8 protein-coding genes and 12 tRNA genes are annotated in these 13,969 nt (G+C 35.8%); 14 read left to right on the forward strand and 6 right to left on the reverse strand.

What is annotated here, in order from left to right:
• The first annotated feature begins 68 nt into the window (after positions 1-68).
• The 12 genes from K5X82_16385 (at position 69) to K5X82_16440 (ending at position 1,472) form a co-directional block, all read left to right on the forward strand.
• Positions 69-141: transfer RNA gene (locus K5X82_16385), tRNA-Lys, on the forward strand.
• Positions 142-189: 48 nt separating this feature from the next.
• Positions 190-262 (forward strand) — tRNA-Lys (locus K5X82_16390).
• A gap of 48 nt (positions 263-310) precedes the next feature.
• A tRNA-Lys gene (locus K5X82_16395) sits at positions 311-383 on the forward strand.
• A 48-nt stretch (positions 384-431) separates the two neighbouring features.
• Positions 432-504, forward strand: a tRNA-Lys gene (locus K5X82_16400).
• 48 nt (positions 505-552) lie between these two features.
• Positions 553-625, forward strand: a tRNA-Lys gene (locus K5X82_16405).
• 48 nt (positions 626-673) lie between these two features.
• A tRNA-Lys gene (locus tag K5X82_16410) sits at positions 674-746 on the forward strand.
• A gap of 48 nt (positions 747-794) precedes the next feature.
• Positions 795-867, forward strand: a tRNA-Lys gene (locus tag K5X82_16415).
• 48 nt (positions 868-915) lie between these two features.
• Positions 916-988 (forward strand) — tRNA-Lys (locus tag K5X82_16420).
• Positions 989-1,036: 48 nt separating this feature from the next.
• Positions 1,037-1,109, forward strand: a tRNA-Lys gene (locus tag K5X82_16425).
• 48 nt (positions 1,110-1,157) lie between these two features.
• A tRNA-Lys gene (locus K5X82_16430) sits at positions 1,158-1,230 on the forward strand.
• Between the two features lie 48 nt (positions 1,231-1,278).
• Positions 1,279-1,351: transfer RNA gene (locus tag K5X82_16435), tRNA-Lys, on the forward strand.
• Positions 1,352-1,399: 48 nt separating this feature from the next.
• Positions 1,400-1,472 (forward strand) — tRNA-Lys (locus tag K5X82_16440).
• 93 nt (positions 1,473-1,565) lie between these two features.
• On the opposite strand, the gene K5X82_16445 is transcribed toward K5X82_16440, so the two are convergent.
• The 6 genes from K5X82_16445 to K5X82_16470 form a co-directional block, all read right to left on the reverse strand.
• Complete coding sequence (locus tag K5X82_16445) at positions 1,566-2,075, reverse strand: DUF4833 domain-containing protein (GenBank protein QZT36806.1); 510 nt, start codon at positions 2,073-2,075, stop codon at positions 1,566-1,568.
• Positions 2,072-3,076: an NAD(P)-dependent oxidoreductase gene (locus K5X82_16450; protein QZT36807.1), complete on the reverse strand. Its 1,005-nt coding sequence runs from the start codon at positions 3,074-3,076 to the stop codon at positions 2,072-2,074. The genes K5X82_16445 and K5X82_16450 overlap by 4 nt, the downstream gene beginning before the upstream one ends.
• Before the next feature lie 64 nt (positions 3,077-3,140).
• Positions 3,141-4,262, reverse strand: a complete 1,122-nt coding sequence (locus K5X82_16455) for a GNAT family N-acetyltransferase (GenBank protein ID QZT36808.1) — start codon at positions 4,260-4,262, stop codon at positions 3,141-3,143.
• Positions 4,253-5,431, reverse strand: coding sequence for a pyridoxal phosphate-dependent aminotransferase family protein (locus K5X82_16460; GenBank protein QZT39147.1), 1,179 nt, complete (start codon positions 5,429-5,431; stop codon positions 4,253-4,255). Before K5X82_16460 ends, K5X82_16455 begins: the two co-directional genes overlap by 10 nt.
• 79 nt (positions 5,432-5,510) lie before the next feature.
• Entirely contained in the window at positions 5,511-7,370 is a 1,860-nt protein-coding gene (locus K5X82_16465; protein ID QZT36809.1) for a sulfatase-like hydrolase/transferase, read from the reverse strand.
• Positions 7,371-7,383: 13 nt separating this feature from the next.
• Positions 7,384-9,888: a DUF5686 and carboxypeptidase regulatory-like domain-containing protein gene (locus tag K5X82_16470; GenBank protein ID QZT36810.1), complete on the reverse strand. Its 2,505-nt coding sequence runs from the start codon at positions 9,886-9,888 to the stop codon at positions 7,384-7,386.
• A 1,096-nt stretch (positions 9,889-10,984) separates the two neighbouring features.
• Here K5X82_16470 and K5X82_16475 point away from each other — a divergent pair.
• Together K5X82_16475 and K5X82_16480 are read left to right on the forward strand one after the other, a co-directional pair.
• Complete coding sequence (locus K5X82_16475) at positions 10,985-11,905, forward strand: DMT family transporter (protein ID QZT36811.1); 921 nt, start codon at positions 10,985-10,987, stop codon at positions 11,903-11,905.
• 57 nt (positions 11,906-11,962) lie between these two features.
• Positions 11,963-13,942 (forward strand): DUF3078 domain-containing protein, encoded by a 1,980-nt coding sequence (locus tag K5X82_16480; protein QZT36812.1) that lies wholly within the window; start codon positions 11,963-11,965, stop codon positions 13,940-13,942.
• Positions 13,943-13,969 lie beyond the last annotated feature (27 nt).

A 13,969-nucleotide genomic window follows, 5' to 3' on the forward strand; every position in this document is an offset into this window, starting at 1 on the left:
TTTGTAGAATTAAAAAAGTGCCTTATATTTGCACCGCCTTTAAGAAATAATAGGCACAATTAGATGTTGATTCAGTAGCTCAGCTGGTAGAGCACATCCCTTTTAAGGATGGGGTCCTGGGTTCGAACCCCAGCTGAATCACGAATAAGTAGACCAATCGATGGTTTACTGACTGTTTAATTTAGAGTTGATTCAGTAGCTCAGCTGGTAGAGCACATCCCTTTTAAGGATGGGGTCCTGGGTTCGAACCCCAGCTGAATCACAAATAAGTAGACCAACCAATGGTTTACTGACTGTTTAATTTAGAGTTGATTCAGTAGCTCAGCTGGTAGAGCACATCCCTTTTAAGGATGGGGTCCTGGGTTCGAACCCCAGCTGAATCACAAATAAGTAGACCAATCGATGGTTTGCTGACTGTTTAATTTAGAGTTGATTCAGTAGCTCAGCTGGTAGAGCACATCCCTTTTAAGGATGGGGTCCTGGGTTCGAACCCCAGCTGAATCACGAATAAGTAGACCAATCGATGGTTTGCTGACTGTTTAATTTAGAGTTGATTCAGTAGCTCAGCTGGTAGAGCACATCCCTTTTAAGGATGGGGTCCTGGGTTCGAACCCCAGCTGAATCACGAATAAGTAGACCAATCGATGGTTTACTGACTGTTTAATTTAGAGTTGATTCAGTAGCTCAGCTGGTAGAGCACATCCCTTTTAAGGATGGGGTCCTGGGTTCGAACCCCAGCTGAATCACAAATAAGTAGACCAACCAATGGTTTACTGACTGTTTAATTTAGAGTTGATTCAGTAGCTCAGCTGGTAGAGCACATCCCTTTTAAGGATGGGGTCCTGGGTTCGAACCCCAGCTGAATCACAAAGAAGTAGACCAACCGATGGTTTACTGACTGTTTAATTTAGAGTTGATTCAGTAGCTCAGCTGGTAGAGCACATCCCTTTTAAGGATGGGGTCCTGGGTTCGAACCCCAGCTGAATCACAAAGAAGTAGACCAATCGATGGTTTGCTGACTGTTTAATTTAGAGTTGATTCAGTAGCTCAGCTGGTAGAGCACATCCCTTTTAAGGATGGGGTCCTGGGTTCGAACCCCAGCTGAATCACAAAGAAGTAGACCAACCGATGGTCTGCTGACTGTTTAATTTAGAGTTGATTCAGTAGCTCAGCTGGTAGAGCACATCCCTTTTAAGGATGGGGTCCTGGGTTCGAACCCCAGCTGAATCACAAAGAAGTAGACCAATCGATGGTTTGCGGACTGTTTAATTTAGAGTTGATTCAGTAGCTCAGCTGGTAGAGCACATCCCTTTTAAGGATGGGGTCCTGGGTTCGAACCCCAGCTGAATCACAAAGAAGTAGACCAACCGATGGTTTACTGACTGTTTAATTTAGAGTTGATTCAGTAGCTCAGCTGGTAGAGCACATCCCTTTTAAGGATGGGGTCCTGGGTTCGAACCCCAGCTGAATCACAAAAAGTAAAGACTATCTCATATGAGGTAGTCTTTTTTTTCGTTCAAACTTTTCACTATTTTCCAATTGGTATAATAACTGACCCGAAAGGTCTAGTCAATATGAATTGTCTTTTTTGTTATTTGCTTTTGATTCGTTATATACAAATCAATAGCAGATACGGTAGGCCATATGCCAGAATCATCAGAGTGTATAAAGATATGTTTTAAGATTTGTGGACTCTGTTCTGTACTTTCTATCATTACTACTTTAGAATTATATGGCTCTTCTTGGACCAGAAGTAGTTTGATGTTTTTGTTGGCTATAAAAGTTAATAAATAGCTATTGGTACTATCTGTTTTTGTTTCGAAACCGTATCCATATTTTCTTTCCATATATGTTAAATCCTCTCTGTTTCCCTCTTTTTCGAACATGATCCAATAAGCAAGGATGGGTGATTTTTGATTAAGTATTCCATGACTGTCATAATTGGCTTTATATACTACCGTGTTGCGATTTTTAGTGCGTTGTATGTAAAATAATATATCTTTTTCATGTTGGGGTCTCGGATAGTCTATACTCATCAATGTGAGTGAAATTAATAGGCATAATAGATATTTCATAGTAGCCGTTCTTTTTTGTACCAATTTAAAACGTCTTCTAGTCCATTGGTGATATCATATTTAGGAATGTAATCGATATCCGAATAGAGGCTGTCTGTGTCACAGGCCCAATTAAGGGCAGTTAATTCTTTGTATTTTTCTCTATTTAGGTTTGAAGCTGTACCAAATAGCCAGGAGTTAAGTTCAGAAAATGCCACAATAGTTTTTAGAATCGGGCGTGGAATAACAATGCGAACTGTTTTAACATCTAAGATTTTTTTAGCTTCTCCCATGAATTCTGTGACACTGTAGTTTTTTCCATCAGAAATATGGTAGACTCTGTTTTGATGTGATGATGTTGTCAATCTACATATGATTGATGCTAAGTCATGAGCATGAATAAATGATAATTGTTGTTTTGGGTCAGCTAAGTATGGCTCGATACGAAACTTTAATACATTGAATATCTCTAAAAAGTCTTTGTCTTTAGGGCCGTAAACTGCTGTTGGACGAACAATAAGGAAAGGGATGGCTGTTTGATTTGTAAGAAACTCTTCAGCTTTCAATTTACTTTTACCATATGCAGTGATGGGACACTCCTGATCCGATATATGGATAGGTTTATGGGATACTATGCTTCCCGGTCCCATCGCTGCGAGGCTGCTGACAAATACAAACTTTTTAGGAGGTGTACGTAGAGCGAAAAGACTTTTGTATAGATTGATAGTGCCTTCGCAATTCACTTTGTCGTACATATTAGGATCTGCACTTTTGGTTACACCTGCATTATGAATAAAATAATCGATCTGTTCGTTGTTTTTATTCAGTTTAAGCCATTCTGATCGTAGCTGTTTCGGATCAAATAGATCCAGTGAGATGATTTTTATTTTGTCAATAGGTAAGGAGTCGATTCTACTCGAACTCCTAATGCCTGCATAGACCTTATGACCTAAGGATAATGCGACGTTAACCATTGTGCTTCCAATAAATCCTGATGCTCCTGTAATAAAAATATTTGCCATGCTTTTTTGTTATTTCTCCATAAATATTGAATACTAATAATCGTGTGTTTAGAATAGCATTACGTTAAGATAAGTTTTTGATATAGCACCTTCTACGTTTGTGTTGTTCTCCTTTGAAGAACTTCCACATTTGATGAACTTTTGTGTTATCTTCTAATTCAATATTTGTTTCTGCTTTATTAATTCCAAGTTCTTTAGCTCCATTTGATATGTCATTCATTATTATGGCATTGACACCTTTTCCCTGATATTCTTTATCAATAGCGATCAGATATAAATCACAAAGATCATTTTTACGTAAGGCTTGGAGCATTGCAATAGCTCCATAAGGAAACAGTTTACCTTTTGCTTTTTGAAGCGCTTTGGTAAAGGATGGCATACTAACACCCATACCAATGATACGATCATCTTGATCCACTACTACGCTAATCATCTTAAGGTTAACAAAACTAAGATAGGCTTCTGTGTAATATTCAATTTGTGCATCATCTAATTCAATAAATCCATACAATTCGGAATAAGATCTGTTGACCAACTGAAATATCTCGTAAGCTCTTTTTTTAACCTCTTTTCTTGATTTGAATTCAATACTTTTTATGTTGTTTATTTTTTTACACCTCTCCGAAAGCTTCTTGATTCGTTGCAATGATTTGTCATCAGTGTGTAGAAAAAATTCAATCCAATCGGTGCTTTTTTTGAATGCTAGAGCTTCGATGTGTGTTTGATAGTAGTTAAAGTTGTAATTGGTTGCCATTGTTCCAGGACATTCATACCCCTCAATAAGAAGTCCTTGTCTGTCCATGTCAGTAAAACCCATTGGCCCATGAACAGTAGCCACTCCATTTTCTTTTAACCACTCGGTTGCTTTTTTCATCAGTGCTGATGAAACACTCTTGTCATCAATGAAGTCAAAGAGTCCGAAGCGACCAATATTTATCTGTGTCGCTTTTTGTTCTTTGCTATTTATAATAGCTGCAATTCGCCCTACAATTTCCCCTTCTTTGAAGGCCAGCCAGCATTTAAGCTGGCAGAACCTTAGAGCAGGGTTGTCTTCTCCTAATGTTTTCATTTCATCGAAATGTAAAGGAAATGCAACGAATTTATTGTCATAATATAGTTTCGTGAAAAACTTGACAAACTGCTTCATCTCTTTTTTCGATTCAACCTCCTTGATTGTTATAGACATTGTTCTGTTTTTAATACATTATAATTTTCTAATACTTGAACTATATTTCCTACCGCAAATTCAATTTGTTCGTGAGAGTGTGCAGACGTTAATGAGAATCGTAACAAAGCATCGCTCTCTTTAACTCCAGGAGCTACTACCGGGTTGACATATATTCCTCGTTCAAATAGCTCTCTAGCAATTTGAAAGGTTAAGACGCTATCTCTAATGTAGATAGGAATGATCGGTGTCTCAGCCATTCCAATGTCTAAACCATGTTCTTTCATTAAGTTGATCGCATAGTGTGTGTTATCCCATAAACGCAGTCTATATGAATCGTCTGTCTTCATTATTCTTAGTGCTGCCAAAACACTTGCTGCAGATGATGGCGGCAAGCTGGCACTAAACATGTATGTTCTTGAGGCATGGTTTAAGTAATCTATAATTTCTTTATTCCCAGCAATAAAACCTCCTACCGAAGCTAGCGATTTACTAAATGTCCCACCAATGAGGTCAACTCTTTCTGTAATACCATAATGGGACGCAGTTCCTGCTCCATGCTTTCCAATCACACCAATGGCATGAGCACAGTCGACAAAGGTGAAAGCATCATGTTTCTCAGCTTCTTCTACAATTTTATCTAGCTTGGCAATATCTCCATCCATAGAGAAGATTCCATCGGTTACAATGAGTTTACGGCCATTCTTATGTCTTATTTTGTTCAGTTTTTGTTCTAGGTCATGAGGATTATTGTGTCGGTATTTAACGCGTTGAGCCATACTCATTCGACATCCATCGATAATAGAGGCATGGTTTAGTTCATCGATAATAATATAATCATTTTTACCTGTCATGGCAGGGATAACCCCTGTGTTCACTTGGAATCCTGTAGGGAAAATTATCACTGCTTCTTTGCCAAGCCATTCAGCTAACTCTTTTTCTAGTTCAAGATGAAGGTCAATAGTTCCATTCATAAATCGACTGCCAGTACATGATGTACCATATTTGTCAATTGCCTTTTGGCTTGCTTCTTTGATTTGGGGGTGGTTATTAAGTCCTAAATAGTTATTCGATCCAAACATTAATACTTCTTTCCCTTGAATAATACTGGTAGCTGACTGTGTCGAGGAGATTGCTTTAAAGTAGGGGTACATATCTGCTTCTTTTAACAGTCTTGCTTGGGTAATCATGGCGTTATTCTTAAAAAAATCATACTTACTCATAGTATCTACTCTTTGTTTAGTTCTTGATTGTTTTAATAGTATCTATCTAAATCTTTTTTTGACAATAATCATGGATCCACGTTTGAATGAGGATCATGTCTGATAGATATTGATGTTGGTTTTTTTTAAGATTTATCTGTTCTAATGGGTCTTCCTTAATATTATAGATTCCAATACATTCATTGTCTAGATAGTGGTATAGTATATCTCCCATGATAAACTGGAAAGATTCGTTGATGATGGAGACCGTGAATTTCTTTTTGTTGTCTCTAAATAGGTCTTGTCCCGGTAATTGTACTTTCAATGGGTGATTTAAGTAGCTCATTGTCGTGGGGAAAATATCAATTTGTTGTGCTCTGTCATCACTTTTCCCTTTAAGTGATGCTCCCGGATCAAAGAATATTAGAGGGATGTGAAATGCTTTTTCGTTTGTTGCATATTTATTACTCCAAGGCATGATAGCATGATCGGCAGTAATGATAAATAAGGTGTTGTTGTACCACTCTTTGTCTTTGATATGGGTGAAAAAATGGCGTAGAGCATGATCGGCATATCCTATGGTTTCTTCTATTCCATGGTCTCCTTTGGGAAATCTACCTTTATACTTTGTGGGCACAACAAAAGGGTTGTGTGAAGAAAGTGTAAAGACTGAAGAAAAAAACGGCTTAGGACTTACGTCTAATTTATCTGTGACATATTGTAGATATGGTTCATCCCAAATCCCCCAAGTACCATCAAAGTCACCTTGATATGGATATTCATCCAACCCGTAGTAGTGTTTAATTCCATTTTTTTGACAAAATGTTTTAAATCCCATTGTGGTATTATGTGATCCATGAAAAAAGGATGTGTTGTATCCTAGTTGAGCTAAACATGAGGGTAAGGAAAGTTTAGTCTTATTCTCTTTAGATAGTATGTATGGCGTTTGTGTTCCTGGAATAGAAAGAAAGATAGAAGGTACTGCATCCATGCTTTTTCTTCCATTTGCAGAAGCTTTGGTATAGTAAAAGCTATTTTGCATCAAAGAGTCTAAGAATGGGGTGTAGCCATTCCCACATATTTCAGGATTAAGTAGCTTTGATGCTTCAGCAGTAAAACTCTCAAGAATAATGATTACGACATTTTTCTGATTCTCTTTTTTTAAAGATTTTGAGAGTGAGGGGGCTGGTGTGGTTGTCTTGTCTATTGGGATGTTATTGATATGAATGTACGGTGTTGATGCTGATTTAATTAGTGTGAAAGCTGAATTGAGAGCTACGGAAGATGCAATTGGATTTTTAATTTTTTCTACTGATGATACAATCTCTATTCCTTTCCCGAAAATATTTAGTGTGCTTTTAATGCCAATGACCCATACTAGAGTTAGGATTATTAATGGAATTCCCCAGTTTCCTTTTGGTCGTTCTATTTCATCTTCCATCTTTGAAAGTGCATGGCCCAATAATTTAATTAGGGAAAATATTAATAGTGTAAGTAAAACAAATGCATACCAATATGTAATAAGGAACTCAATACCAAGTGAACTCATGTTGGCTTGTGTCTTCAAATACGGGAATATCGATATAGTAATGCGCTTAAGTGTAAATGGAAAGTAGAAGATGTCTACCAAATTAGCGATAACTACAAACCCATTTGTTAGAACAAAGAGTAGGAGTCGTAACATATAACTACCCTTTTTATGTAATTTTTCTAAGGGTAATAGAAGAGAGATTACAAATGGGATGTTTACCAAGAAAAGAATAGAAATATCGTATCTAATCCCAATGGCAAAGATGTTTATATGTTGATTGAATGGGATATTCACTAAAAGTGATCTATTGAATATGGTAAATAGGAGCCTACACACGAATAGTATAAGACTCATCGATCCCATCAAGAATGCAATACTTTTTATTTTCTTAGTCATAAACTTATACTTTCTAAAAGGTTACTTCTATACGGAATCGGATTCCACTTTTATCAGAGAAACTATTAAATGATTCTGCATTGTTTAAGCGGTATACATACTCGATTCTAAGACATTTAAAGATGTTCGTAATTCCGGCACTCGCTTCCATATAGGGTTGTGGTGCGTTGGTGTTAAAAAAGTTGGGGATATTCATGACCTTATTATGTCCATCTCTTAGGGTGCCGTAATAGGTTTTAAAAGTGAAAATCTCTCTAAGGTTAAAGTCTTTTATTAATGGAATTTTATTAAACAATATACCACCAGTGTTATAAGCTAAGTGTAGATTGAAGTAAAGGTCACTGATGTAAGATGTGTGATGCAATAAGTTATAATGGTATCTAGCAGACCCGAGATCCCTTGATCCTTTGGCCATATTTAATAATGGATAAGGCACGTCGCCAATAATACCACCAAACTCAACGAATGATTTTAGAAAGGTAGGACCAATATTAACTCTGTTTTTTACGGATACATTCCAGTTAGCATAGTACCCTGATTTAGGATTAGTTATTGAGTTTATATTGTAGTGTCCAAACAATAATCCAAGATGTATAATAGGTTTGTTATTTCCATAATATATTCTAGAAAAAAATACATCGTCATAATCTTGGTCGAATGAGAGTCTGGTGTCAAATAGTATACTTTGTGTGTTAAAGTTTGAAATAGACTTGCCGTCAGTAATAAAAGGTACATTACGATTGCTATAGTATCTATCTAAAGACCCTCTCCATAGAAAGCCAATACTCTTGTTTAACTCGTATTCGTAGGTTAAGTCACCGTGTTGATTGCGAAGCATATATGGATTTGGTTCAAATGAGGTGTATGATGAGATAATGTTTCCACCACCTTTTTGATATGGGTTTTCTTGAATAAATTCAATAAACTTGTTACGTGTAAGGTTGAAATAATCATAATGGTATTTGCTTGATATTATGGAACGATGTGGTGTCTTGAACTGGTACCCAATATTCCCTCCATAAGCGAACTCTTTATTTTTAAAGCCATATCCAAGGTAACCACCCACTGTAAAGTTGTCAAACATTTTTCTGCTTGTGCGAAATGGAAGCGTTACACGAGAGCCTTCAATTTCATTCTTATTGTAGAATGAGAAATATGGACCTAGATCAATTTTATTTAGATTGTAGTATCCATTAAGTGTCATTGCACTGAAGCGGTCTACATTTTTTATAAACCAATTGTTTTTAAGAATCTTAATACCTTTGTCTGCAGACATCTCAAATTGGTCCATGGGTGTTTGTTTTCTAACTAAGTGTAAGATAGAGTCTTGCTCTAGCTGTTGTATCTCCTTGGATTGGATATGTGTTTTAACCTGTTGTATCTCCTTGGATTGGATATGTGTTTTAACCTGTTGTATCTCTTGAAATGTATTTATTCGTTGTATTAGAAATGGCTTTCCAGTTAAATCTTTTCCCTGTTTGGATAACGAAAAATGAAGTTTCATCTTCTGTTGATCGTAAAACCATTTTCCATTTTTGTTTTGCTTGTAATCTATGGCAATTGAGAAGTTGCTGACAAAATTGATGTTGGCACTGTTTGGGAGCTTGGCTCTCACTTCTGTTAGAGCCCAACTTTTACTATCTACCCAAAAGTATCCAGAGAAGGTTGTATTCTTCTTGCTTTTAGGGTAGAAACCGAATTTGTATAATTTTGTGTTCCCGTTGGCGATGCTGTCGGTTACATAAACATTATAGTATATAGAAGACATTCTAGAGATTGGACTTGGAAATCCTCTCTGAAAAACCTCAATCTGATTGTTATACAGATTGATATCTGCAGTCAATCGTTTGTTAAGCACTCCTCTTACTTGATCTTTAATTTCATTCATTACTCCATCTGAGCGATTAAGGACATGATTAACACTGTCGTTGTGTTGTGACCTAAAATGATCTGTAATGCTTTCTTCAATAAAGAATGGCATCATTACAGTGGTGTCAGAGGTCGGAATCATTGCTTCTGTTTGATTCTTGAATATTCGCGAAGATGATATCTTTCTTTTGTCGATATTACCTACAAATACAGACATACGCGTATAGTCCCTATAATGGATATTATTCAGAAGATCAGGATTGTTATGCTTGCGATTTTTTACAATTTGTTTTAGAAGGAATTGGTCATATGACGTATTTGGTGTTACTGTTATCTCATCTAGTTTTAGACTCTCTTCTTGAAGATATACTGAAACACTGTTTTTTGTCTCTTTTATATCTAAAGTCAAACTTTTGTAACCAATATATTTAATCTCTATTGTAACAGGTAGCTTAGGTACTTCTATTTCAAAATAACCTTCATCGCTGGTTACAGTACCTATATACGTCTCCGCGACCTTTACCTGTACATATGGTATAGGTTCTTTCGTTTTATAATCATATACTATTCCTGTGACCTTTTCCGCTTCCGCTTCAAGAGAAGATAAAAGTATAAAACCTAATAATAGTGATAATAATTTATTCAACATTAATAAAAGATTATTCAGTGGTTATTTATTAAAAATGCACTTCATCTTTTGTGTCATCAAAATAGTTGCATGTTTAACAGATTGCTTTTGTCATGAGCAATGTTAGTTGTAAAAAATGATAACGATTGTAAAAAATGCACTTGTTAACGAATCTTTAATATGGTGTGTTTGATGTGAAATAGTGTAAACACAATAAGTGTATATTTTAACATATAACTGTGATGGTAGGGTTGTTGATTATGTTCTGTTGTTAGAAGTTGAAATGTATAGTATTTCGTATTTTACCATTAAATACTTGTTAATCGGTATAATTAATGTATAATGATGATGTTTTTCAAATCATGTCTTTCGAACCATGATTATATTACAGGAATATTCAAAGAGGGTAGTCTTTATAATAGATCTTAATTAATGATATATTTTGTTAGTTAATAAGAAGTTAATGTTTGATAGCCTGTTTGACGTTATGATGGACTGATTTCGACTAATGAAAATAGGTTGCCTATTTCAGCTTATGTGCGTGTTCTTACTGTTTTTTTGTTGATCAGGGTATTAAACGAAGTCCTCTCGAAGCATGTGTTGAAGAGTTTGAATGATCTATTGATTGTGGATATTATATAATTTAGAATCGTATGATTAGAGCATGTTTATATATTTATACTCCTTTCTTGTCATGTATTTGCTGTGTGAAGTTTCTGTTGGTATATAGCCTAGTCTTTAGAAAGGAAGAGATCTAAGTATATATCTAAAAAATATTTTAGGTTCACTCATAATTTGTATAAGCACAATTCATGGAAGAACCGTATTTTAGGTCTTAAATGTAATTTTTCTCAAGGTTATAGCTTACTTCATGTTGAAGTTGGTATAATGATGATGGTTTGGTGGTGGAGGTTTGAATTCAAGCTCTATATTGAATGTTTTTTGTGAAAAATAAGGATTTGTGAAGTTAATCCTTAAAACAAAAATGTGATTCTTCGGTTGTGAAAATAAAAGCGATATTTGTCGCGGATTAAAACCCTGTAGTGGATTTATTTGTGATAATGCCAGTGCAGAGTTTATGTTGAGAATAAAGTGTCGATGATTTAAAAAGAGGTTAATGAAAAGTAATTATTTATTAAATTCCAATTTTATGGCCATTGTGGCTTGTTTGTTGTGGTCTACAGCATTCGTTGGGATTAAGATTGGGATACAATATACTCCTCCACTTCAATTTGCTGGAATAAGATTTATGTTGTCTGGATTGATTATTTTTCCATTTATTCCTCATAAGAAGAGAATTATACCTTCTATTAAGAAACATTGGAAGTATATGAGTTTGTTGGCATTGATGCAAACAGTTATTCATTATGCTCTGTTTTATCAAGGGGTTCGATTGATGCCTAGCTCTGTGAGTGCGATCATCATTGGAATGGGGCCAATGTTTGTGATGATGGTTGCACATTTTACTTCTGATTCCGATAAGATGACCAAAGATAAACTGATTAGTGTCGCTTTGGGGATTATAGGGGTCATATGTGTGGTGCTAGGAAAAGGAGGTAAAATGGCTAATACAACTTATTTAATGACCGTAGTGGGAGTTGTTTTATTATTATTGACCAATCTTAATTCAGGCTTTGTAAATGTACTAGTGAAGTCAAAAACAAAGAGTATGCCCCCTCTGATTTTGACGATGTATACGATGTTTGTTGGTGGAGTATGTCTGTTTATTATGGGACTATTAACCGAAGGTTTTGCAGGTTTTGTTTTTCCAAAACCATACTATTACTCTTTGGCTTGGTTGTCTTTTTTGTCGGCTGCTGCATTCTCATTATGGTTTACTGTTTTACAGCGTCCAGAAGTTAAGGTTTCTGAAATTAATATATGGAAATTCCTTATTCCAGTGTCGGGAGCATTATTGAGTTGGACCATTCTTCCAGATGAGTCACCATCTATTTTGTCTTTGATTGGAATGGGCTTTACGGCTGCTGCATTGATTTGGATGAACTTTGCTTCGAAAAGATCTAAGAAAGAGGTTTGATTTTATATAGTATTATGTAAATTTGTAGGTAACTGAAAAAAAATATAAGTATAGCTCATGTTACGTTTAAAAATTCTTCCCTTAATTACACTACTGAATTTATTGCTTGCAATCAATGTGTCTAAAGCACAAGATGTGCCAGATGTTCCAACGCAACAAGATTCTGTTAAGAATAGTGTTCGACTACTGAATAGATTGATGTATTCTCCCGATGAGTGGAAGATCATGGATCAAGAGTTTAGAAAGAGTATTAGTGGTCTAATTCATCATGCTACGGATAATCCTATTGACACAACAATTGTTAATATGGAGTATTATTTAAATAGTCCTGGCTATGATAATATTTTTCAACGTGATGTTGAAGATATAAAAGATAAGGATATTGTTTCTGGTTATGTTAATGACAGTACGATGAATGCTGTGTTAGATACGTTAAGATCGCAAACCATAGATAGTCTCTATTTAACGGGTATTGAAGTCCCTGATTCTCTATTGTTACAGGTTGCTGATAGTGCGAGCACCATTCCGATGTTGCCTGCAAGCGAATTGTTTAATAATACATCAAAGGTTGTTCCCAAAGCTTTTGCTGATACGCTGAATGAGAAATTTATTGCTTTGGAGTTAAGCCCCGATTTGTCGTTGGATATATACGATAGTATTCGACTTAATTTCTCAGATTCTTTGAGAATGGCATATAATGAACAGCAGCGAGAATTGTATAAAGACTCACTTTTTAAGGCTTATAGAAAAGACTATGCAGAGACTATTGCAGGGGCAGTGGTTAGCGACCGTCGCTTTGAGATAGAACAACGTAATGAAGATTTGCTATATTTCTATAATGATTCTGTGGTTAGTGCAACCAATAGAGATGCATTTGCCGCAATCAATAATCTGCAACGTTTTGCTAAGCGAGACTCTATTAAGGTTACCTTTACAAATCTAGATGGTAATGAGGTCTCGATATGGACAAGTAATGAGGAGGGGAAGAATAATTTTATTCGTTTCTATCTTAAGAATATGCAGAATGACTCCTTGGGTATTTTGGTATTTAATCAAGGAAAAGGAAATGCAAATATATTTATTGATGATCCTTCTGTTGAGTTGACTCGTATTGAGCAGACTGAGCATAAGCAGGCGACCAAGTTAAAAGAGAAGAAATATAGTATCACGGATGAGTTTATTGTGCCTGTAGCAATGAAAGCTCCTGTTCAACCATGGGATTTAGGAGGGCAAGTAAGCTTAGGATTTACACAGACATCACTATCTAATTGGTCTGCTGGAGGAGAATCGTCGTTGTCTGGTCTTTTTATGGGTAATTATCATTTTAACTATAAGATGCCAACACAAACTTGGGAGAATAAAATTGATATTAAGTATGGTATCAATAAAAATAAAGATAGTGGAATGCGTAAGAATACCGATAATTTGGAGATGAATTCAAAATATGGTTTCTCTGCATTTAAAAAATGGTACTACTCGGGAGAGTTAAATTTCCAAACACAGATGGCTCCTGGTTATAATTATGATCAAAGTGAAACGGATCCAACTAGTAAATTTATGGCACCCGGTCGACTACGTTTCTCTGTCGGTATGGATTATAAACCCACTAGTAATTTGTCTGTGATGCTCTCTCCATTGGCTGTACAAGCTACTTTTGTTTTAGATACAGATGAAATCGATGAGACGGCATATGGTTTAGAAAAGGGGAAGTCTCAACAGTGGGATCCTGGTTTCTCAGCTACTGCAAATTATAAGCATATCTTTAGTGAAGATATGTCGTTTGAAACCAATGGATCGATATTCTCTAAGTATAAAGGGGTGTTTAAGTCTATTAACTTCAAGTGGGAAGGGAAATTGAATATACAGTTGAATCAATATATTAGAGCTACGGTTCTGTGTGATGCTAGGTATAATAGCGATACGATGTTCCCGATATATGAGACCGATTCCGCAGGTAAAGAGGTGAAAGTGGGAGAGGAGAATCGCTTTGAGTTTAAAGAGATGATCACTTTAGGATTTAGCTATAGATTCTATTAATCTCAGAGTACAGAATATTGAAATCTT

The sequence above is a fragment of the Prolixibacteraceae bacterium genome (assembly GCA_019856515.1).
GTDB classification, from domain to species: Bacteria; Bacteroidota; Bacteroidia; order Bacteroidales; family Prolixibacteraceae; genus Halosquirtibacter; species Halosquirtibacter xylanolyticus.

Bases quoted from the DNA above. Each gene is read 5' to 3' on its own strand.
- K5X82_16465 (QZT36809.1), bottom strand. From the start codon at position 7,370: ATGACTAAGAAAATAAAAAGTATTGCATTCTTGATGGGATCGATGAGT.
- K5X82_16460 (QZT39147.1), bottom strand. From the start codon at position 5,431: ATGATTACCCAAGCAAGACTGTTAAAAGAAGCAGATATGTACCCCTAC.
- K5X82_16480 (QZT36812.1), top strand. From the start codon at position 11,963: ATGTTACGTTTAAAAATTCTTCCCTTAATTACACTACTGAATTTATTG.
- K5X82_16455 (QZT36808.1), bottom strand. From the start codon at position 4,262: ATGTCTATAACAATCAAGGAGGTTGAATCGAAAAAAGAGATGAAGCAG.
- K5X82_16450 (QZT36807.1), bottom strand. From the start codon at position 3,076: ATGGCAAATATTTTTATTACAGGAGCATCAGGATTTATTGGAAGCACA.
- K5X82_16470 (QZT36810.1), bottom strand. From the start codon at position 9,888: ATGTTGAATAAATTATTATCACTATTATTAGGTTTTATACTTTTATCT.
- K5X82_16475 (QZT36811.1), top strand. From the start codon at position 10,985: ATGAAAAGTAATTATTTATTAAATTCCAATTTTATGGCCATTGTGGCT.
- K5X82_16445 (QZT36806.1), bottom strand. From the start codon at position 2,075: ATGAAATATCTATTATGCCTATTAATTTCACTCACATTGATGAGTATA.